The organism is Capnocytophaga cynodegmi DSM 19736, assembly GCF_000379185.1.
In the GTDB taxonomy this organism is placed as follows: Bacteria; Bacteroidota; Bacteroidia; order Flavobacteriales; family Flavobacteriaceae; genus Capnocytophaga; species Capnocytophaga cynodegmi.
Window position 1 is genome coordinate 193,050 of record NZ_KB900715.1, and the last position, 21,575, is coordinate 214,624.

17 protein-coding genes and 1 pseudogene are annotated in these 21,575 nt (G+C 35.2%); 8 read left to right on the top strand and 10 right to left on the bottom strand.

Features of this window, described 5'->3' with window-relative positions; genetic code table 11:
- Positions 1-178: 178 nt before the first annotated feature.
- Positions 179-313, bottom strand: coding sequence for a hypothetical protein (locus YW9_RS13775; RefSeq protein WP_262481894.1), 135 nt, complete (start codon positions 311-313; stop codon positions 179-181).
- A gap of 64 nt (positions 314-377) precedes the next feature.
- On the opposite strand from YW9_RS13775, the gene YW9_RS12595 reads away from it, so the two are divergent.
- Together YW9_RS12595 and YW9_RS12600 are read left to right on the top strand one after the other, a co-directional pair.
- Positions 378-695 carry a hypothetical protein gene (locus YW9_RS12595; RefSeq protein ID WP_155848736.1) on the top strand — a complete coding sequence of 106 codons (318 nt, stop codon included), beginning with the start codon at positions 378-380 and terminating at the stop codon, positions 693-695.
- A gap of 244 nt (positions 696-939) precedes the next feature.
- Positions 940-1,425: pseudogene (locus tag YW9_RS12600) on the top strand (hypothetical protein); the annotation flags it as partial.
- 72 nt (positions 1,426-1,497) lie between these two features.
- Here YW9_RS12600 and YW9_RS0106160 read toward each other — a convergent pair.
- From YW9_RS0106160 to YW9_RS0106195, 7 genes are all read right to left on the bottom strand, one after another.
- Positions 1,498-3,267 carry an aminopeptidase P family protein gene (locus YW9_RS0106160; protein WP_026193861.1) on the bottom strand — a complete coding sequence of 590 codons (1,770 nt, stop codon included), beginning with the start codon at positions 3,265-3,267 and terminating at the stop codon, positions 1,498-1,500.
- Positions 3,268-3,428: 161 nt separating this feature from the next.
- The gene (locus YW9_RS0106165) at positions 3,429-4,970 is read right to left on the bottom strand and encodes an Rne/Rng family ribonuclease (protein WP_018279319.1); all 1,542 of its coding nucleotides are present in this window, start codon (positions 4,968-4,970) and stop codon (positions 3,429-3,431) included.
- 219 nt (positions 4,971-5,189) lie between these two features.
- Positions 5,190-5,498, bottom strand: a complete 309-nt coding sequence (locus tag YW9_RS0106175) for an HU family DNA-binding protein (protein ID WP_018279321.1) — start codon at positions 5,496-5,498, stop codon at positions 5,190-5,192.
- Positions 5,499-5,690: 192 nt separating this feature from the next.
- Positions 5,691-6,917: a 3-phosphoshikimate 1-carboxyvinyltransferase gene (locus YW9_RS0106180; protein ID WP_018279322.1), complete on the bottom strand. Its 1,227-nt coding sequence runs from the start codon at positions 6,915-6,917 to the stop codon at positions 5,691-5,693.
- Between the two features lie 94 nt (positions 6,918-7,011).
- On the bottom strand, positions 7,012-7,560 hold the full coding sequence (locus tag YW9_RS0106185) for a DUF3575 domain-containing protein (RefSeq protein ID WP_018279323.1): 549 nt from the start codon (positions 7,558-7,560) through the stop codon (positions 7,012-7,014).
- A gap of 129 nt (positions 7,561-7,689) precedes the next feature.
- The gene (locus YW9_RS0106190) at positions 7,690-10,443 is read right to left on the bottom strand and encodes an outer membrane beta-barrel protein (protein ID WP_018279324.1); all 2,754 of its coding nucleotides are present in this window, start codon (positions 10,441-10,443) and stop codon (positions 7,690-7,692) included.
- A gap of 79 nt (positions 10,444-10,522) precedes the next feature.
- Entirely contained in the window at positions 10,523-11,236 is a 714-nt protein-coding gene (locus YW9_RS0106195) for a FadR/GntR family transcriptional regulator (protein WP_018279325.1), read from the bottom strand.
- 227 nt (positions 11,237-11,463) lie between these two features.
- Between YW9_RS0106195 and YW9_RS0106205 the strand changes: the two genes are divergently transcribed.
- Positions 11,464-12,624 carry an AGE family epimerase/isomerase gene (locus YW9_RS0106205; RefSeq protein WP_018279327.1) on the top strand — a complete coding sequence of 387 codons (1,161 nt, stop codon included), beginning with the start codon at positions 11,464-11,466 and terminating at the stop codon, positions 12,622-12,624.
- A gap of 62 nt (positions 12,625-12,686) precedes the next feature.
- Here YW9_RS0106205 and YW9_RS13300 read toward each other — a convergent pair whose 3' ends face one another.
- Entirely contained in the window at positions 12,687-12,899 is a 213-nt protein-coding gene (locus YW9_RS13300) for a hypothetical protein (protein ID WP_174269782.1), read from the bottom strand.
- Position 12,900: 1 nt separating this feature from the next.
- Between YW9_RS13300 and YW9_RS0106215 the strand changes: the two genes are divergently transcribed.
- The 5 genes from YW9_RS0106215 (at position 12,901) to YW9_RS0106235 (ending at position 20,159) form a co-directional block, all read left to right on the top strand.
- The gene (locus YW9_RS0106215; RefSeq protein ID WP_026193862.1) at positions 12,901-14,469 is read left to right on the top strand and encodes a sialidase family protein; all 1,569 of its coding nucleotides are present in this window, start codon (positions 12,901-12,903) and stop codon (positions 14,467-14,469) included.
- A 150-nt stretch (positions 14,470-14,619) separates the two neighbouring features.
- Positions 14,620-16,785, top strand: coding sequence for a PA14 domain-containing protein (locus YW9_RS0106220; protein ID WP_018279330.1), 2,166 nt, complete (start codon positions 14,620-14,622; stop codon positions 16,783-16,785).
- Between the two features lie 39 nt (positions 16,786-16,824).
- Positions 16,825-17,862, top strand: a complete 1,038-nt coding sequence (locus YW9_RS0106225) for a hypothetical protein (protein WP_018279331.1) — start codon at positions 16,825-16,827, stop codon at positions 17,860-17,862.
- An 85-nt stretch (positions 17,863-17,947) separates the two neighbouring features.
- Positions 17,948-19,117, top strand: a complete 1,170-nt coding sequence (locus YW9_RS0106230; RefSeq protein ID WP_018279332.1) for a gliding motility-associated C-terminal domain-containing protein — start codon at positions 17,948-17,950, stop codon at positions 19,115-19,117.
- Positions 19,118-19,277: 160 nt separating this feature from the next.
- Positions 19,278-20,159, top strand: coding sequence for a DMT family transporter (locus YW9_RS0106235; protein ID WP_018279333.1), 882 nt, complete (start codon positions 19,278-19,280; stop codon positions 20,157-20,159).
- Positions 20,160-20,173: 14 nt separating this feature from the next.
- Here the strand turns inward: YW9_RS0106235 and YW9_RS0106240 are convergent, their stop codons facing one another.
- Positions 20,174-21,562, bottom strand: a complete 1,389-nt coding sequence (locus YW9_RS0106240; RefSeq protein WP_040353836.1) for a leucine-rich repeat domain-containing protein — start codon at positions 21,560-21,562, stop codon at positions 20,174-20,176.
- Between the last annotated feature and the right edge of the window lie 13 nt (positions 21,563-21,575).

Below are 21,575 nucleotides of genomic sequence, written 5' to 3' on the forward strand. Positions count from 1 at the left end.
CCAAAAGCTGTTTTTGATAAAATTTCTCAAGAAGTAAAGAACAAACTAAANCTGTTTTTGATAAAATTTCTCAAGAAGTAAAGAACAAACTAAAAATTCAAGGTCAAGAAATTACTGTAACAGGAACTTTTGAAGATTACACCAATNCTAAAACAGGAGTTACTATAAAAGAAATTGTTTACTCACAAGAAGCCGATTTAGTTTTCGGCACAGCTCCTGACAACAACAATGGAGATAACTCTGGCGGAGGTTCATCAGGAAGTAATATATTTGATTTTGAATCTCTTAACAATACTATTGCTGATGCGAACAAATATAGCAACACAGGAAGCCTAACCAATGGCAATGTAACACTTCATTACAAAGCCCGTTTAGATATGGATAAGTTTGCCATAAGTGGAAAAGGATTGATGCTAAACTTCCATAAGGATAATCCATATATAAAAATAACATTCTCAAAAGGAGTTAAAACACTAAAATTCAAACACAAAGCAGCCTACACAAGTTCTAAAGATAGAAACTTGGTAATATATTCTGGTGCTGAAGATAGTGATACGAAATTAGATGAGATTAAAATTGCTAAAGATACTTCTGGTACACATACTATAGAAATCAACAAATCAGAAAGCACTACAATAACCTTAAAATCAACTCAAGGTCAGATTGTTATAGACGATATTGAGTGGACTGAATAAAAAAACACAAAAAGAGGCTTCAAGAAGCCTCTTTTTTATTTATATCGTTGCTAAAAAATATTTTGCTGTTAATTACAAATATAATACTTCTACATTCTTTAATTTTTACGTACAAGAAAAAGTATAACTACATTTTTATCGGGTATAAAAGTTTCCTTTCGCTATTTGCACAAACAGAGCAGATTAGTCCCGAGTGTTACACCGCCAATAACAAAGGATTTTTTTATGTATTGAGGAAGAAATAGGATATTATAGTAAATCAAATACTCAGTTCAAAGGAAGTAATTATAACGAAGAAACATATAATATTGAATATAAGCTACTTACTTAATATTTTTTTACTTTTGGACATACCGACGGATTGAATTATGTTACCATTGAATTTTCACGAGTTGATGACATTTCAAAATTATTTGGTATCAGAAATACAGATAAATTTCAAGTAAACTTAACAGAAGGATTAGGTACTGGAGTGCTTTACCCTCGTTCAGACACAAAGCTCCTCAACAAAGAACGCTATGATGAATTCCACATCGCTGGTTATGGCTTGAGTGCTAAGGAAGGATTACATTTGGTTTTCTTCAAACACTTTTTACTTGTTAGCGAACTCAAGGGAGGATATATCAATATGTATGATATCCGCACTACAAAGAGCATTACGGATAAAGCAAATCAAACATTTTCCTTTTTTGAAACAATCTTAGAAGTAGGCGGGATTTTTCGTTTCTAAATTTTTAGAATTGAAAAAAAGAAAAGGCTTCGAAAGTTTCATTTTTGAAGCCTTTTTTTCTTAAAAAATATCTTAAATTGGTTTTGTAATTTCCAAAAACCATTGTTTCACAGTACCTTCCAAGTGTGGAGACAATTTCTCTTGACAAGTTTTATGATAATCATTCAACCAGTCTTTTTCTTCCTCTGAAAGTAATTCTACATTGATTGAATTAGGCATAAACGGACAAAGAGTCAGCGTCTCAAAATCGTAGAACGTTCCAAATTCATTACTTTCCGCTTCACGTACAGCAATTAAGTTTTCGTGACGTATGCCATACTTATTTTCCAAATAAAAGCCAGGCTCATCGGAACAAACCATTCCTACCAACAATTCCTGTGGATTCATATCTTTTCGAATGTTTTGAGGTCCTTCGTGTACGTTCATAAAGCTACCTACACCGTGTCCTGTACCGTGTCCGTAATCTTTTTTATTTTTCCATAAAGACATACGGGCAAATGCATCTAATTGTACACCCTTAGTTCCTTTAGGAAACTGGACCATAGCAAGTTGAATCATTCCTTTGAGCACCAACGTACAATCATCAATAAATTCCTGAGAAACTTTACCCAAAGGAATAGTACGTGTAATATCTGTTGTTCCTTCCAAATACTGCCCACCTGAGTCTACCAGAATACTCCCTTCTGCAAAAACCTCTTTACTACCTTCTTTAGGTGCAGAATAATGCACAATTGCTCCATTTCCCTGATAACCAACTATGCTTCCAAAGCTCTCCCCTACAAAATTCTTTCCTTCAGCACGAAAATCACGTAACTTCTTACCTATGCTATATTCTGTCATTGGTTCCTTCCCTACTTGGTGCGTTAACCAATACAAAAATTTAACCATAGCCACACCATCACGCACCATTACCGTTCTGAATCCTTCTAGCTCTGTTTCATTTTTGGTTGCTTTCATCAAATTTCCTGGAGCAGGAGCTTGTACTAATGTGTTCTTATCTTGTAAAACATTAAAAATCTCCTGATTTGTATTAGGTGAAATCAATATTCTTTGATTTTTTATATTTGCCAAATACTTAAAGAAATCATCATATTCACTTATCGTTACATTAGCCGACTTTAAGTGAGTTTCCACTTCATTATTCACCTTTTCTGTATCAACAAACAAAACGGCTTCTTTTTCAGATAACGCAATGTATCCCAAAAAAACTGGATTATAAGCCACATCACTTCCTCTAAGATTTAAAGTCCAAGCAACATCATCAAGAGCTGTAATTATATGTAATTCCGTGTTCTTTTCCAACATTTTCTTACGAATGGAACTCAATTTATCCTTTACTGATTGCCCAGCCCATTTATCAGGATGGACAAAAATTGGGTGAATTGCTTCCTTACCTCTATTTGTCCAGATTTGCTTTAGTAATGGATTATTTACAAGTTTTATGTCGTTACTTTTCAGTGCTTTTTCTAACTTTTCCCAAGCCAAATGTGATGTTGCCAAAGCATTTAAAGCCACCGTAGCTCCTTTTGGAAGTTCTGCAATAAGCCATTCTGTATAATCAGGAGTTCCTTCCACTCCCTCCTTGAACAAGTCAATGCCCGAACCTTTCAACTCAATAGGAGCTTGTACAAAATACCGAGAATCCGTCCAAAGTCCAGCTTTATCTTTTGTGATAACTACAAAACCTGCCGAACCTGTAAAACCCGAAATCCAAACGCGTTCTTGCCACTCTTCTGGTAAATATTCACTCAGATGTGGGTCGGCACTAAAAACCACAAATGCATCGATATTTTCAACCTGCATTTGCTTTCTTAAAAGAGATATTTTTTCTGGTGTATTCATTGTGTAAATATGTTGTAATGTATTTTGAATATTACTTTTTTTAATGATTGACTCTGACAAAGGTAATAAATTATTTTTCAAACTTTATGGATTTTTTCCATTTTTCTTTAGATTCAAGAAAACAAAAAAGCTTTGCAATTTCTTGCAAAGCTTTCTATTTTTTAAAGAGGAGTTCCTGCTTTTGTTTTAAAACGATATTCTAAGTAAGAATATGCGTCACGTGGCATAATCTGAATCCATCGTTTGTATTTCAAAAACCATTTAAAACGAATTGAATTCCAACCATTAGTTAAATATGCTGAAACAAAAGGATGAGCATTAAGCACAATCCTTCCTTTGTAAGTTCCCTCCTTAATAATGCTTTCAAGTTCTGTATTGATTTTATCAATCAGAACGATTGGTGCTTCTATTTCACCTTCCTTACTTGGATTTTCTTCCTTAGTTTTGATGTTTAGTTCTTGGCGTACCCGCTGACGTGTAATTTGAATCAGTCCGAACTTACTCGGAGGCAACACCTTATGTTTCGCTCTATCCTCCTCCATTTCTTTACGAAGGTGGTCGAAAAGGATTTTTCGATTGTCTGTATTTGACATATCAATGAAATCCACCACGATAATTCCTCCCATATCTCTGAGTCTGAGTTGCCTTGCAATCTCTGTGGCAGCAATCAAATTTACAGCTAAAGCTGTGGACTCTTGGTCGTTTGCTTTATTAGAATGATTTCCACTATTTACATCGATAACGTGCAGAGCTTCTGTGTGTTCTATAACCAAATAAGCTCCTTTTGTCATCGAAACGGTGCGTCCAAAAGCTGTTTTTATTTGTCGCTCAATATGGAATTTTTCAAAAATTGGAACCGATGAGCGGTAATGTTTAACGATATTTTCCTTACCTGGTGCAATATTCTGAACATATTTTACAACTTGTTCATACAATAGGTCATTATCTACGTGAATTCCGGAGAAAGTGTCATTAAACATATCACGAAGAATGGCTCCCGTTCGGTTAATTTCACTCATCACCTTCGACGGAAACACAGCCTTATGTATCTTCCTACACATCAAAACCCAACGTTCGAATAAAACTTGCAAGTCCTTGTCTAGTTCCGCAACTTTCTTACCCTCTGCAACAGTGCGAACAATCACCCCAAATCCTTTGGGCTTTATGCTCTGCAGAAGTCGTCGAAGTCTCTCTTTCTCAGCTTTGCTTTCTATTTTTTGAGAGATGGAAATTCTGTCCGAAAAAGGAACCAAAACCAAATATCTTCCTGCAATGGATAGTTCTGAGCTTATCCTTGGTCCTTTGGTCGATATTGGTTCCTTCACAATTTGGACTAAAATAGGCTGATTTGCCTTCAGAACATCAACCACACTGCCATCTTTGTTGATGTCTGGTTCCAAGGGAAAGTCTTTCAAAGAATAATCTTTCTGTTTCCCTGAAATTACCTGCTTCACAAATTTTAATAATGAGGCAAGTTGCGGACCCAAGTCGTGATAATGCAAGAAAGCATCTTTTTCGTGACCTACATCTACAAAAGCGGCATTAAGCCCTTGAATAGGTTTACGTATCTTGGCAAGCATAATATCGCCTACTCCCAATCCGTTTGAACCTTCTTCTTTATGAAGCTCTATTAGTCTTCCTTCTTTCAATAAAGCAAAATCTATATAAGAGGAACCAGAACGAATGATTAATTCTTTATTCACTCTTTTTTGGATTTTTGTTAAACACTATCTAGCTGATTATGAATACTTTTTATTCATATCAGTTTTTTTTCAAAGAACATTCCTTAAAAAGAAGAAAAAAGTAGTTAAAAACTACTTTTTCTTCTTGTGGCGATTAGCTCTCGCTCTTTTTTTACGTTTGTGGTTTGCTACCTTATGTCTTTTTCTTTTTTTTCCGCTTGGCATAGCTTATCTACTTAATTAATTATTTTTTTTACTTGATTTTACTTTAACTTTAGCTTTTACACCTTCAACAAAAACTTTTGCAGGTTTAAAGGCAGGAATGTTGTGTGCAGGAATTTTCAAAGTAGTATTTTTAGAGATGTTTCTTCCTGTTTTTTCTGCTCTTGTTTTGATGATGAAGCTACCAAAACCTCTCAAATACACGTTATTACCACTTTCCAAAGAAGCTTTCACCTCCTCCATAAAATTCTCTACTGTTGCTTGAACGTCATTTTTATCAAGACCTAACTTATCAGCGATCTTTGATACGATTTCTGCTTTTGTCATTTTATATGTTTTTTATATTAATATTTTGAATAAAATCGGAGTGCAAAGATATAAATTAATTATTTAAAAAACACAATGTTAGCACTTTTTTTTCATTTACGCCCTCATTTTTAGTGGTTTTAAACAAAACACAATCGCAGCTACCTGATTTTCAATAAATAAAAAAACACATCACTGTATCAAAAACCTTATTTAACCTATCTCATCTTGAATAAGTACGCTCTCTACATCTTTCCAAAAATTAGGATATGATTTTGAAACCACTTCAGAATCACAAATTATGATATCTGTTTTGAGCATTAACGGAGTGAAAGCCATAGCCATACGATGATCATTGTAAGTTTGAATACTCACATTCTGACGGATTATCCCTCCTGATTCTAAAAATAAAGCCTTATCAGATACTTCTATTTTCGCTCCCAATTTCGATAATTCTGTTTTTAAAGCCTCCAAACGGTCTGTTTCCTTAATTTTCAAGGTATGAAGTCCTGAGATTTCACAGGCCAATCCTAATCCAAAGCAAGTTACAACAATAGTTTGAGCTATGTCAGGAGCATTTCGTAAATCATACTTAAAAATCAAACTTTTAGCTAATTTAGTTTTACGAATTATAATTTCATTATTGGAAAAGATTGTTTCAACGCCGAAAAACGTATAAATTTCCGACAAAATACTATCTCCTTGCAAACTATTCTCCTTATAACTACTTAACTTTAAAGATATTCCTATGTCCGACAATGCCACAAAAGAATACCAATATGAAGCAGAACTCCAATCCGATTCCACAGTGATTTCTTTTTTCTGAATATTTTTTAAAGGTTGGACACATATCGTATTCCCCTCAAAATCAGAACTTACACCAATTTCAGAAAGCAAGGATAAAGTCATTTTGATATAAGGAACAGAAGTAAGTTCTTCTTGTAGCCTTATTTTCAAACCTTTAGAAAGAAATGGAGCAATCAGCAATAATGCAGAAATATACTGACTACTTACATTAGCCAACATAGTTACCTCATTAATTTCGAACCTTTTACCTTTTATATGTAGCGGTGGATAGCCTTCGTTTTCCAAATATAAAATCTCTGCTCCCAAATCTTGAAGGGCTTGTACCAAAATATGAATTGGACGTTGTTTCATTCGAGTTGAACCTGTCAGAATCACTTCTTTTCCTTCTTGAACGGCAAAGAATGCAGTCAAAAAACGCATTGCAGTTCCCGCGTGATGAATATCTATTTTACCTGATTGTTGCTGAAGAGCTTTTCTCATCACTTCAGAATCATCTGACTCAGAGGCATTTTTCATTACAATCTCAGGATAAATAGCTTGTAGTAATAACAAACGATTAGTTTCTGACTTTGAACCTGAAATTTCAATTTTCTTTCCAGAAATCAATACCGATTTTGGCAATTTTTTATCCATAATTTGTCTATATTCATCACAAAAATAAAAAATACCTGAAAAACAACAAAATATATTGTTCCTCAGGTAATTTTATAGAAGTTTATTGTCTAAACTAAAATCGATAGCCTACACCAAAAGCACCCCGCCCCACAAAAGGAATATACCCATTGTAAGCAGAACGTGGAACGCGTCCTAAACCTGTACTAAGTTCAAAACTGAAATTTCTTCTTATCCATTTCACTCCAAAACCAAGTCCAAGAGCAACATTAGTTTCCCTTTCTATCTTTCTCAACGAATAACTTCTGTTATAGTCATAATAATCTATAAGATTATCTCTGTTGAAGAACATAAGAAAGGTTTCTAAAAAGAATCCTGACACAGGTTTCTTCCCGAAATAATACCTTCCAAAAGCAGTTACGTTGTAATTCATACCAGACTCTAAATCAGAATCTTTGTATGCTAAAATCAAAGAAGAACCTCCTACTGAGCAATCATAATTCAAAGCCCGTTCGTATGAAAACTCCATTCCTTCAAAAAGTAAAAGAAGAGCATTCAACCTAAGTTCATTCTTTCTAAAATCTGGATTTAACTTTCTGGAAGTTTCCTGCGAGTACGCTATTAACGAAGAAAGTAGCAGTAAAAAAACAAAACATCTTTTCATAAATATAAAATTTCTGTTGAAGTTATTGACACAAAAATATACACTTTAAAATAAAAAACAAAACTGGTTTACGTCTTTAGCTTATTAAATACAATTGAATGATGAACTTATCTGAAAACTTTCACGTTACTACGTCTTCGGTTTTGATTGCCTTTTACCACCAACTTTGTTGATTTTGTATGAAAAACTAAGTATAAAATATTGTTTAAGCATCAGTTTTTGAGAGTCTTGCACGTAATCTTGTGTAATGGTTCGCAATGCATCTACAGTTTGGTTTAGCAAATCGAAGGCTTTGAGTTGCAAAGTGGCTTTTTCACCCAAAAATTTATAGCCCAAACTCATATTCCAGTAAAAATAAGTTTTTCTAAAACCATCATTCATATAGGGTTGATAAGAAAACTCAATATCACTACCAAAAATCACATTTTTAGGCACATACGTTGTGATTCTAAACGAAGCACGTTGCCCTGAATAGTTCTGATTTTCAAAAGCTTCCAAATCATACGTCGCTTTTTTAAACCAAGGAGAGTATTCCAAATCCAAATCCACTTTTTCATCATAGTTGTAATTCAAACCTAGGTTTGGATATAAATCGTAATTCGTTATGGCATAACGCGTTCCGTTACTAAAAAGATTATTTTTATTGATATTCCCCCAAAGATTAACTTGATATCCAATTTTATTTTTCCCCACTTTGTACGACTTATCCAAATTAAAACCTCCATATACTGAAAAATCGCCATCAACATTAGTGTAGGTGGTTTTTCGGGTCAAATCATCATTGGTTAAAGTAATTGACGTAATTTTATCTTCCTGAAATTCAGTAGTAAAATATACAAATATTCCACTACGGGTCTCCCAATTGTAATTATTGAAAGACATACGAAAAGCATTTGTAAAAGAGGGTTTCAAATCCGGATTTCCAGTAAATGTATGTAGCGGATTATTCACATTATCAATAGGTTGCAACTGAGTTACGCTCGGTACGCGTGTACTGGTATCATAGCTAAAATTGATACTTGATCCTTTTTTCATTTCGTAATTCATTCGGAATCGGAAATCTGGGTTTTGAAACGTTTTATCTAACTCCAAATTCCGAAGAAAATCCTGATTTTCAATTCTATTGTAAATCATTCCCACATCGCTATTAAAACGGAATTTCCCCGTACGCCATTCAAATCCGACTTCGGGTTTGTGCCGCGTGTTTTCCGTCAGAAAATCAGAACTTAATGCTGTATTAAAATCGGTATAATTTCCGTTAGCATCTGCATCATAAGTATTTACGTTATTTTTAGCATCGGTTTTAGATAGATTATATCCCGCCCGAAGCAAAAAATCTTTAAAAAGCGGATAACGAAGAGTTGCCCGAACATAGTAATGGTCACTTTGGTTATCGGTATCTTGGTGTTGGTCACGAATTTGTATGAACGGATGCGGATGACTTCTGAAAATCACACGTGTATTGTACAATTCTTGTTCCCGTTCTGAACGATTGTTAGTGTTTGACAGAGATACTCCCCACGAACCTTTTGTCCCCTTAAAACGCCGATTGAAAGAAACCCGATTTTCAAAATTCACATTATGATTGTGCGAATTACTTTTGGAAAGACTCTGATTTACAGGATTTCTATCACTATCATAAGAGGCTTCTTCGCTTTTGTTACTGCTATTACCTTTACTTACAGCAATTCGCGGACGTACCGAAATTTGAGTCAACGAATCGATTTTGTATTCCAATTCACTTCGGAAATTGTGCGAATCATTCCACGAATTGCCCCACTGCTCGTTGCGTGAAAAATAATGGCGGTCGGGCAAGGTAGTTTCTCGGTCGTTTCGTGAGTAAGATTCGTTATCATTGTAGGTATAAAAATAATTACCGTCCACTTCCATCGTTTTGCCGTACTCATCTACATAACTTATTCCTGCAATGTGCGATTGATTAAATCCGTCACCGCCTCCAAAATCCATTCCATCCATAGAAATTCTACCTCTTGAAACCGTACGACTTTCCACATTACCCATCATTCCAAAGATTTCATCATATTGAAACCCTAAAGTGTTGATATTATTTGAACTACCTAATACGGAGACACGGGTTTTGTCTTGAAAATAATTTCCAAAACCATTGAGTTCGTAGCGGTCTTTATTACCATACCCCACAGTGGCTCGTCCGAAATAGCCTTTGTTTTTATCTTCTTTCAGTACAATGTTTATCGACTTATTGTTTGGGTCACCTTCTTCTTTGGTAAATTTCTGTTCTTTAGTTTTGGTATCACTCACTTGGACTTTCTTGACGATTTCTTTGGTAAGATTTTTTGTAGCGATTTTGGGGTCGTCAAAAAAAGGTTTTCCGTTTACCAGAATTTCGTTCACAGGCGTTCCGTTTACCGTGATGTTTCCTTTAGCATCAACCTCAACGCCTGGTAGATTTTTAAGCAATTCTTCTACCGTAGCATCAGGACGAAGTTTGAAAGCATCCGCATTAAATTCGAGGGTGTCTTTTTTCACCGTAATGGGAATCGCTTCGGAAAGCACCGTTACGCCTTCCAATTCTTCGGCTTGTATTTCCATTTGGATAAGCCCCAAATCGAGTGTACCTTTTGGAGTGGAAATACGTTTTTTATAAGGAGCATTCCCAATGTGAGTGATGAACAAATCCAATTCCTGCTCTTGGCTTTTGCCTTTTAAATTGAAAATCCCTTTGGCATCAGAAATGGTGTAATTCACTAAAGTAGAATCCTTTACTGATTTTAAAAAAACCGTAGAAGCTTCAAGAGGTTTTTGAGTAGATTTGTCGTAAACTTTTCCTGTAATGGTAAATTGTTGAGAATAAGCAGAAAAACTCAGAAATAATAGAAATAGCAATGTGAAATTCTTATTCATTTTGGTTGTTTTTAGAAATAATTAGCAAAAGTAACTATTCAAAATAGTTTTAAAATATACTTTATAATTAAGTTAAAAATTAAATTACTCTTCGTGTTCTCATTCTTTGAAAATGAGGACTTAAGTGCATACGCATTGCCTCTCTGAATGACTGTGGAGTACCATTTTTGAGTTCTTCCACCAAATCCAGATGTGTAACTAATGTATTCCCTTCATTTAAATTGGTAATTTCTTTTTCCTGAAAATCGTGAACATACTGAAAAACAGGAAGTAACATCTCTTGAAAACGCAAAAGTGTCTGATTATTAGCCATTTTATAGAGTGTACTATGAAACATAAATTCATCTTTCAAAGAAAAATAATTATCTACATACTCATAATTAGCCTCTCTTGCCAATCGCTCCAATTCAGCAACTTGCTCTGGAGTTTTCCGAGCAAAAACAAAATCAACCATACCAATTTCAAACATCAAACGAAATTCAAACAAATCTTGCAATGTATTCTCGTCCAACATCTTAGTATCAATTGCTTTTTGAATATTATTAATCAAGTCTGGCTCTTTTAAAATCATTCCGCGATGCTTTTTTGATTCCACTAACCCCAAAGTACGTAAACGCGACATTGCTTCGCGGACAGCTGTTCGGCTCACTCCCAACCATTCAGCCAGTTCCATTTCTTTTGGAAGAGCATCTCCAGGTTTGAGCTTATGTTCTTTAATATGTTCTATAATATGCTTTTCAATGCGATCAACCAATGTGATATTTTCAAGGGGTTGAAACTTGATTTTTTCCATACTTAATTGCAATTAAAACGTAACAAATACGGGCGAAATAAAAAATAATCCCTTTTTATATTCGACTTTTTTCCATATTTTTGCCTTTGTTAGATGGCGATTAACTTTATCTTTTTTTTAAAAACGATGCTAAAATATTTTTTTATCATAAAAAAAGCAAATTTTTGCCATAAAAAAAGTGATTTTAATACAAAGTTAAATAATTCAAACAAAATCAAAGTTGAAAAATGAAACATAGCGAACTTTACAAAAAAACATTACTGGAAGATGTCATTCCTTTCTGGGAAAAACATTCGTTAGACCACGAATTTGGTGGATATTTCACTTGCCTTGACCGCGAAGGAAACGTTTTTGACACCGATAAATTCATCTGGTTGCAAGGACGACAAGCGTGGACTTTTGCGATGCTCTACAATCAGGTAGAGAAAAACCCAAAATGGCTTGAAATCTCAAAATTAGGCGTTGAATTTCTGAAAAATCACGCAATGGACAGCGACGGGAATTTCTATTTTGCACTCACTCGCGATGGCAAACCGCTGGTTCAACCTTACAACATTTTTTCGGATTGTTTTGCAGCGATGGCTTTTAGTCAGTATGCAAAAGCATCGGGCGATGAAACTTATAAAAAACTGGCTATCAGCACATATCACAACATATTAAAAAAACAAAACAATCCCAAAGGCAAATACGAAAAAACAACCGATGTGCGTCCACTCAAAGGGTTTTCACTCCCGATGATTCTTTCTAATTTGGTATTGGAATTGGAAAGTGTTCTTTCGGAAGAAGAAATCAACAAAACGATAGATTTCAGTATCAACGAAGTAATGAACGTGTTTTTAGATGCTGAAACGGGAATTATTTTTGAGAATGTTCGCCCTGACGGGAGCAAAGAAGATAGCTTCAACGGTCGATTGCTAAACCCCGGTCACGGCATCGAAGCGATGTGGTTTATGATTGATATTGCTGTGCGTCGTGGTGACCAATCGCTTATCGAAAAAGCGACACAAACCATTCTTAACATCCTCAATTACAGTTGGGACGAAAAACACGGAGGCATTCTGTATTTTATGGATTCCAAAGGAAATCCGCCACAACAATTGGAATGGGACCAAAAACTTTGGTGGGTGCATTTAGAAACTTTGGTAGCACTTTCAAAGGCGTATTTGCACACCAAAAACTCGGAAATTTGGACGTGGTACGAAAAAGTACACAACTATGCTTGGTCGCATTTCTCTGACCCTGAGTACGGTGAATGGTTCGGTTACCTGAATCGTGAAGGAAAACCTTTGCTCACTCTTAAAGGCGGAAAATGGAAAGGCTGCTTCCACGTACCAAGAGCTATGTTCCAATGTTGGAAAACTTTTGAAAAAATTGAAAATCAATATTAAATTCAACACTCTTAATAATATTTTTATGATTAAGTGTTGATTTTTAGTATTTTGTTGTACTTTTATCGGCATTGGAAACGAAGCGTTAAGAAAATCAATGAATGGAACGTAGAAAATATTCGCTGTTCGAAGCGACCGTAGGGAGCAAGTTCGGAGATTTTCAGTGGAATAAATTGATTTTTAGCGAAGTATCCACAGCCTTGAATTTTTGGTACTTTTGTTTCAAGACAAAAGTACAAATGTGAAAATAAATCAAAATAAATAAAACGCATCATAATGAATCGAATTTTTTATCTTTTATTCGCTTTTGTTCTTTTGTCGGCTTGTGGAAGCCAAAAAAACGTAATCGGCGGAGGCGAATTTACACAACCCGAAATGCCTTTGGTCACAGGCAAGGAGAATTTATTAGCTTCTTTCAAGTTAGCTACTAAAAATTTGAATGCTATCACAGAGGTAAAAGTTTTACTCAAATCCGAATTAAAATCTTTGGATTTAAGTGAAATAGCTATCTATTTAAGTGATAAAGAAAATTTTAAAGAAGCACAACAATTCGCTTCTACTAAAAGCGTTCAATCGACAACACTTCTGAAAGGTAATTATTTGCCCAAAACTGAAAACACTTATGTTTGGGTGACAACAAAAACCACTGAAAATCCGAATCTTTTGAACAAAATTAAAGTTTTTCAAATCGAATTTTTATCAAATGGGTCACGATACGTATATGTAAATCCGAAAAGTGCTTCACAACGCTTCGGGATAACGCTTCGCGATAAGAAACAAGACGGCATTGAATGTTATCGTATCCCTGGACTGGCGACCACTAACAAAGGAACGCTCATCGCGGTGTACGACAATCGTTACAACAATTGCAAAGATTTACAAGAAGATGTAAACGTAGGAATGAGCCGAAGCACCGATGGCGGACAAACTTGGGAACCGATGAAGGAAATTATGGATTTGGGCGAATGGGGCGGACTTGATAATCGTCTCAACGGAATTGGCGACCCTGCCGTACTAGTCGATAAAACCACAGGAACAATTTGGGTTGCAGCGCTTTGGCTCCACGGACACGATAAAGACAAAATGGCGTGGTGGGCTTCCAAAACGGGTATGACACCTCACGAAACCGGTCAGTTGATGCTCGTTAAAAGTGAAAATGACGGCATCACGTGGAGCGAACCTATCAACATCACAGCTCAAACCAAAGACCCAAAATGGTATCTTTTCTTCAACGGACCAGGTAGTGGCATTTCCCTAAACGATGGAAAAATAATGTTTGCGGCACAATATAAAGATGAAAATCAAGTACCACATTCTACCTTAATATATAGCGACGACCACGGAAAAACGTGGCATTGTGGAACGGGAGCTAAATCGCATACTACAGAGGCTCAGGTGGTTCAGCTTTCCGACGGAAGTATAATGCTTAATATGCGTGACGACCGAAATCGGCAGAATTACACGCTTTCCGATGCCTTTCACGGACGTTCAGTGGCTGTTACTCGCGATTTTGGAAAAACGTGGACAGAACACAGCACATCACGTAAAGCACTAACCGAGCCCAATTGTATGGCGAGCATCATTTCCTACTCGGCTAATAACGGTAAACAATATTTGTTTTTCTCGAACCCTGCCGATGCCAAAAAGCGTGTAAATATGACCATAAAGGTAAGTGATGACAACGGCAATACGTGGGACAAACTCCCAGCCCTAAAACTTTATGAAAACGAAGGATTTGGGTATTCGTGTATGTCGATTGTTGACGATAAATACATCGGAATTCTTTACGAAGGAGCAGGAGATTTGATTTTCCAAAAAATACCGATTGAGGAATTAATTCAATAATAGTTTTTATCAAAAATGATTCATAAACTCTTACGAAAAACGTAAGAGTTTTTGTATTTATTATTTTTTAATCATTAAAATTTTGCAGTATTCTTTTTTTGATATATATTTGCACACCAGAAATACAATGCCATTTCTACATCTTTTCAGATGACTAACTCACTCAAAATAAAGCTTATTTCGTGTTTAATATTCTCTTTTTTAGGGGAGTGTTTTTTGTATTCTCAATGCCAAGGCGGAACGCAAGTAGGACAAGTGATCACGCCTGAGTGGGGACTTGGAGATAATACAGGAGTAGAGACTCCAATAAGCAAAAACAACTACATAGTACTTAATGTAATAAAAGGCATTCAATATGAGATTGATGCACATAAAGACAATCTTAATATTTGCTCGGAAGGAAATGAAATAAACATAGATGATACTTCTTCATCATTTTTAAATCCTAAAACTAGGTTTACCCCCACTTTCTCAGGAGAATTAAAAATTTATTATAGAGGCTTATTCAGTAGAATTAAGATCAAGGTCGCTGGAAAGAGAAACACAACAGACACACCCAATACACCTCCTTCTCAAACAAATAAATGGCGAATTCATTTTTATGGAGAACAAAACAATATTGCTCCAGAAAGTGGAAGAGATGCCCGATTCCAAAATTATCTAGGATATCGAGATGAAAATGAAAGTTTTCATTTTTTTAGTTCACATGTTGTTAAAGATATAACTCCCATTGGCGTTTTTTCTGATAGTGTTGAAAGGCTTAAAGTTTCAAATTACTTCTCAACTAAAGCTTTTATGAAAACCACCCGAAAAGGTTTGTACTATGTCACTTTAGGGGCGGATGATGGTACTCGCCTTTCTGTGGACAATCAACCAGTTTATGATAATTGGAGAACTAGTCGTAGTACAGGTTACAGACCAGTTGAAAATCAAATAATCAAATTAACAGGAGACAACACTCTTCATTATGAATACTTTAACAAAAGTGTTCCCCTTAAGTATTTGTTTGAAATTAGTGATCATAACAAGATTATTGAAAACACCATTATTGGAGAGCAAACTATTTGCCAAGGTGGTCAAGCTTATACCATAACGGGAGATGACTTTAATAGAAGACAACAACAAGGCTATAATGCGGCATTTGACTTCCAATGGTATTACTCAACATCTTCTGACGGCAGTAACCGTGCCTATATCATTGGAGCAACTTCAAAAGATTATACGCCAGATACAAACACCGATTTTAATGAAGCTGGTGTGTATTACCTTTTTAGAGAAGCTTCAGTTCGTTTCAAAAATATTGGAATGGGAGAAAAAAGGGAGAATATTTTTTCTAACCCTGTAAGAATAGAAATTTTAAAGAAACCGAGCGTCAGCATAAGACCTAGTTCAAAAAGGCTTTGCCAAGGAGGGATTGCTGAGATCAAAGTTGTGGTAAATAATGGTAGTGGAGGAACACCGCCTTTTACACTTTCTTATAAGGTAAATGGCATAACTTCACAAATCAACAGCAACGAGAATACGTTCAATATTCCTATCAATTCTAACCAAGCAGGAACATTTAAGTATGAATACATATCCATTACTGATGGCAAAAGCTGTACAACCTCAATACACAAAACTGACAATATTACAATAAATCCCTTACCCACAGCTACATTCTTGGAGCAGAATACCACACTATGTTTAAATACACCAGAGCAACATATTACGTGGGCAACTTTTACAGGGACACCTCCTTTCACTGTGAGAGTCAAGGGTTCAAAGACAGAAGGAGCTTCTGAAGAAAAGGAATACTCATTGGAAAATAACCAAAATAGGTTAGTCATAAAACACAATCCTAATGATAAAGGTGAGTTTACTTATGAGATTTTGTGGGTTAGAGACGCGAACGGTTGTACTACGTATTTCACTGACAAGAAGAAGGTAATAAATGTGGTAGCTCCTTCCATAGCTCCTTTTCAGGATGTTGCGTGGTGTTTGCCCGAAATTGTATCGGCGGTTTATGATAATAACGGAAATACCATCATAACGGAAAATAGTTATGTATTGCCTTTGGGAGATACAGCACTTGATGTAGTGGTAAATTCAGTTCCTTGTTGCCCAAATCCTACCTTGAAATGGACAATCAATAACGATTTGAGTAATACGCGAACGGGTCAGCCATCCACTTTGGGGAATATATCTTTTGAAAATGCGACTTCCTCCGATAAAACTTATACCATAACCTATTGGCTAGAATGCAACGGACAAAAATATAACCATATAACGCGACAAGTGCGGATTACCCCACGACCCAACCTTGAATTTCAATAAAATATTAACAAATAATTTATTAACTCCAATTTTTTAACAATGAGAAAGTTAATTTTAAGTACGGCTTTAGCCATTTTTTCAGCAAGTGCTTATGCACAGAATACACCAGCAAATGATTGTACTCCAGACCAAAACAAACCTGCCGTCGGAACAACCTACACCTATCAGGTTAGTATTCCTACAGCCAATGGCTTTACAGGAAATGGTAAGTACCATTGGTATATTACCCAGCAAACCGACTTATTAGGAGGAAGAAAAATAGAAAATACTAATAATTTTTTCTCCGTTGGTTCTGCAGCAGATAAAGCCTCCTACAACGACGAAAACAACACCAAAAACCCATTGGAATTGACTTGGAAAGCAGACGCTTTGACAACTAATGACCCTTTCTATTTAGTGGTTAAATACACTGAAGAAAAAGATAATTGTCAAACAAGTAATATAAAAGCTATCAAAATTAAGCCTCTTAACAACTTCAAGCTAAATGTTACACCAGTTAAAGATGAAAACGGAACTGCTTTTACTAGTGGACAAGAAAGAATTTGTGCGGCGGATATTACTTCTGCTACTATTATTGGAGAAAAAGTAAAATATGTTTATGGAAAAACCACACTTTATTACAAAGTTGAGATGAGTGGTTTCACAGGTAATTGGAAACCAACTATATCATTACCTCAACTTTTAGGACATACAAAAACAGAAACTGATGCTACAAATAGAACATATGAGTCAATAGAGTGGAAAACAGGAACTAATGCGTTTCAAACTTTTTCTAATTCGTTCAACGTAAGTTCTCAAATAACAAATTTAACTACAGATAATCCTACTACCGAAAATTCTTTTATATTAAAGGTTGTTATTGATAATGGTACTTATGAGGGACTTACAGAAGAAAACGTTACACTTTCTTCTAAAGGTAATATGATCCTTGCTGATGGTAACTTAGGTGCAAGAGATGTTGATGACAATTGTGGTGAAATCACGAATGATGCTAACAATAGAAAAGCTAATCAAATTATTTTAGCAAGACCAACTGTTAATGCTCAATCTGGTGAGTTTATAATTCAAATTCAATAAAAAAATTGATAACTTTCTCAAATGCGGCGTAGTTTTCTGGAGGTTTTTATACTCCAGAAAATTACACCTCTCACAGAGAACATAAATGCTCAGGCAAAACAGACATATCACTCCTATATTCTTGTGGGTATTAAGCCTACTAACTTGTTGCTTTGTCAGTACAATTTCTGCACAGAGTAGGATTGTTGTTGGGCAAACTTCCACATTTTCTGTCAGTGACGTACCTCAAAGCACGTACACTTGGGAGTTGTATGTACCTACTTCAAATTTAGATTTTGCCAAAACAGCAGGAAATTGTCCTCCTTCCAAAGCAATTTTTCTTAACGGAAATACTGGAAATCAAGTACAAGTACAGTGGCTTGAAGCAGGAAAATACTATTATAAAGTACAAATTTCTGATGGATGTTCTTCTAACTTCAAAATAGGAACTATTGAGGTAGTTGAAGTTGTTCCTCCTCCAAAAATTAATATAAAATACAATTGTGATAACGCTACGGCTTTGCTTGAGGCGTCCGATTATACTGGAACATTACTATGGAATACAGGTGAAACTACGTCTTCGATTGTAGTAGACACTAAAGACATTCCAAAAGGAAACACCGTATCTTATTGGGTACAACAAACTGTTAATGGCATCCAAAGTGAACTTACAACAGTACATATTGAACGAAATTTACCAGCCAAACAGCCTGATGTTTCAGCCTTCCCTGTACGTATCTATTTAGGTCAGTCGGTGAGCATTACAAGTATTCAGTGTGGTGATGACACTGTACGTTGGTTTGCAGATGCTGCCCTTACGCAGGAAATCAATCAGTCTGAAGTAATTCCTTCAAATTCTACTACTTATTATGCTGTTTGTCAAACGGAAAAAGGCTGTCAAAGCCAAGCAATAAGCCTACTAGTTGAGGTTATTTCCAACAATTCGTGTGAGGAAGACTTTAAAAATATGTTTATCCCTAATGCATTGTCTTTGAATGATGATGGTGCTAACGACATATGGCAATTAGAAGACCTCAAAAAGTATTGCGAAAAATGCAACAAGAAAAACGTTGTTACCATCTTTAACCGTTGGGGAGTAAAAGTGTACGAAAAAGAAAACTATATGCTTGATGGTGAACGCTTCAACGGATTCTCCGAGCACAAACGCACTGTAAGCAAAGAGGTTTTACCTAACGGAACCTATTTCTATGTCATTACTTTTGACGATGGTAAACAAAAGACAGGATACATTTACATCCGTTCGGGTACACTTTAATTTTAGAATATTCCGTTGTTTTTCTCTTTAAGTGTATTTTTAAAAACTCTCCTCTTATCATTAAAATAAGTGTATTAGTTTGAAAAATGCTTTTTCCTAAGTTGGTTTTTGTGTTCTACTTTTTTTATTTATTTTAGCCCTCCAATTCAAAATAGAATAGATGTCAGCACAATTACGTTTGCATTTCATTGTCTTCCTATGGGGATTTACTGCCGTTTTAGGAAAATTGATTTCATTAGATGCCAACCATTTAGTATGGTATCGAATGGGGCTTACGTCTGTTTTTCTTATTGCCTTCATAACTTTTTTTCAAAAGGAAAGCATCTTTGTACAAAGAGATTTGGCGGTAAAACTCGTAGGAGTAGGTTCGTTAATGGCGATTCACTGGCTTCTTTTTTTTCATTCAATTAAAATATCAAATGTATCCATCACGTTAGCGTGCATCTCTACTGCTACGCTTTTTGTAGCTTTTATAGAACCTTTGGTTTTTCGTCGACGAATTGATTGGACAGAAATACTAATGGGAGTTGTTATTACAGCCTGTATGTTACTCATCTTCAAAACAGAAATTCGATACAAAGAAGGAATCATTTATGGGATTTTATGTGCTTTTTTTGGAGCTCTCTTTAGTGTTTTTAACGGCAGATTACACGGACAAACATCTTCGGGGAATATTATAACCTATGAAATTTTTGGAGGATTTTTGATACTCACACTCTATTTTTTGTTTACGGATGACCTTGTGGGAGTAGGAACTATTTCTCTAAATGATTTCTGGTGGACGTTATTACTAGCAAGTGTTTTCACAGCTTATCCGATGTTTGAGTCTATCCGATTGATGCGATATATATCACCTTTTACATTGGTCTTAGCAGTGAATTTAGAACCCGTTTATGGTATTTTCTTTGCGTATCTTATCTTTGGTGAATCGGAGCATATGAGTGTTGTTTTCTATCTTGCTTCAGCAGTGATGCTTTTAGCAATTGTATTGAATGGAGTTATAAAAGCGAGAAAGAGAAACAACGAAAAGTTATTTCATTGAAAACAAATAATTTATCACTTAAAAACATTATCCTTCCACAACGGATTTTCTTGATAAATTTCCTTACTTTTTTGAGGCACCACCAGAACTCCTTTATAACCTATCGTGCGTGTTATTTCGGGAGGTGTTGGGGCATCTAAACGCATTTCAAGCAGTGAAGAACAACCTCGAAAAGCCTCCAAGCCGATTTTCGCAATGGTATTAGGAAGTCTTATTTTTTTCAGAGAGGAACAACCATAAAAAGATTGTACACCAATCACTTGAGTTTGATTTGACAATTTAACTGAAGCTAAACTTTTACAATCATAAAAGGCTTTATCTCCAATTTCTGTTACCAGATTAGGAATTTCTATCTTCTTTAAATTGATACAATTAGCAAATGCAAAAGAGCCAATATGACTCAATAGTTTAGACAACTTAACTTCTTGCAAATTCTTGCACTCATTAAACGCTCCAAAAAGTATATCAGTAACACTATTAGGGAACTCTACATATTTGATACTATGGCAATTACGAAACGAATGCATTCCTATTTTTTCTAACTTTTCTGGCAAAATAACATTTTGCAAACGATGGCAATTCAAAAACGTATCATTTTTAATTTGTGCAAGATTTTTGGGAAGAACAACAGATTCTAAACGTGAACAATTGTAGAAAACACTCGTTCCAAGATATACCACAGAATCAGGCAAATACACTTCTCTTAGTGATTTACAATGTTCAAAAGCATCATTCCCAATATATTCCAAATCTCCCAATATTTTAACAGAATTAAGCAACTCACAGAAAGCGAATGCACTTGCCCTGATATGAGTAACCCCTGAAGGTATTTGAATGATTTTAAGAGATTTACACTGATAAAATGCTTTTTGCGGAATTTCTGAAATCTTACTGGAAAGCACCACATTTTTCAAATTGAAGCACTCCATAAATACCCCTTTTCCCAACAAAGTAACCGAATTAGGCAGTTTGATACTCTCAATATTGTAGCAGGATTTGAAAGCCTCATCTTCAATGATTTGCAATGATTCCGAAAAGTTTACAGAAGTCAGATTAACACAAGAAGTAAATGCATTCTTTCCTATTCGAACAACCGAATCAGGAATATCAACTGAAGTTAAATTAGTACAATTGAAAAAAGCTCTCTCTTCAATAATTTCTACCGTATTTGGAATTTCAACAAATTGTAATTGATTACAATCTTTGAAAACCTCCTTTTCAATCATTTTTACAAAATACGGGATTTTTATCTTTCCATCACCGGGAATTTCCTCACAATTACAACCTTTTAAAACATTATTTTCGATATAGAAAAGTTCCGAATGTTGCTGTGCAAGAAGATTATTTACAAACAATGCTAAAATAAGGATAAAAAAAATCTGAAGTTTGTAATTCCTATACATAATTAATTTTAAG

Bases quoted from the DNA above. Each gene is read 5' to 3' on its own strand.
- YW9_RS12595 (WP_155848736.1), top strand. From the start codon at position 378: ATGGATAAGTTTGCCATAAGTGGAAAAGGATTGATGCTAAACTTCCAT.
- YW9_RS0106160 (WP_026193861.1), bottom strand. From the start codon at position 3,267: ATGAATACACCAGAAAAAATATCTCTTTTAAGAAAGCAAATGCAGGTT.
- YW9_RS0106175 (WP_018279321.1), bottom strand. From the start codon at position 5,498: ATGACAAAAGCAGAAATCGTATCAAAGATCGCTGATAAGTTAGGTCTT.
- YW9_RS0106180 (WP_018279322.1), bottom strand. From the start codon at position 6,917: ATGGATAAAAAATTGCCAAAATCGGTATTGATTTCTGGAAAGAAAATT.
- YW9_RS0106185 (WP_018279323.1), bottom strand. From the start codon at position 7,560: ATGAAAAGATGTTTTGTTTTTTTACTGCTACTTTCTTCGTTAATAGCG.
- YW9_RS0106190 (WP_018279324.1), bottom strand. From the start codon at position 10,443: ATGAATAAGAATTTCACATTGCTATTTCTATTATTTCTGAGTTTTTCT.
- YW9_RS0106195 (WP_018279325.1), bottom strand. From the start codon at position 11,236: ATGGAAAAAATCAAGTTTCAACCCCTTGAAAATATCACATTGGTTGAT.
- YW9_RS0106205 (WP_018279327.1), top strand. From the start codon at position 11,464: ATGAAACATAGCGAACTTTACAAAAAAACATTACTGGAAGATGTCATT.
- YW9_RS13300 (WP_174269782.1), bottom strand. From the start codon at position 12,899: ATGATGCGTTTTATTTATTTTGATTTATTTTCACATTTGTACTTTTGT.
- YW9_RS0106215 (WP_026193862.1), top strand. From the start codon at position 12,901: ATGAATCGAATTTTTTATCTTTTATTCGCTTTTGTTCTTTTGTCGGCT.
- YW9_RS0106220 (WP_018279330.1), top strand. From the start codon at position 14,620: ATGACTAACTCACTCAAAATAAAGCTTATTTCGTGTTTAATATTCTCT.
- YW9_RS0106225 (WP_018279331.1), top strand. From the start codon at position 16,825: ATGAGAAAGTTAATTTTAAGTACGGCTTTAGCCATTTTTTCAGCAAGT.
- YW9_RS0106230 (WP_018279332.1), top strand. From the start codon at position 17,948: ATGCTCAGGCAAAACAGACATATCACTCCTATATTCTTGTGGGTATTA.
- YW9_RS0106235 (WP_018279333.1), top strand. From the start codon at position 19,278: ATGTCAGCACAATTACGTTTGCATTTCATTGTCTTCCTATGGGGATTT.
- YW9_RS0106240 (WP_040353836.1), bottom strand. From the start codon at position 21,562: ATGTATAGGAATTACAAACTTCAGATTTTTTTTATCCTTATTTTAGCA.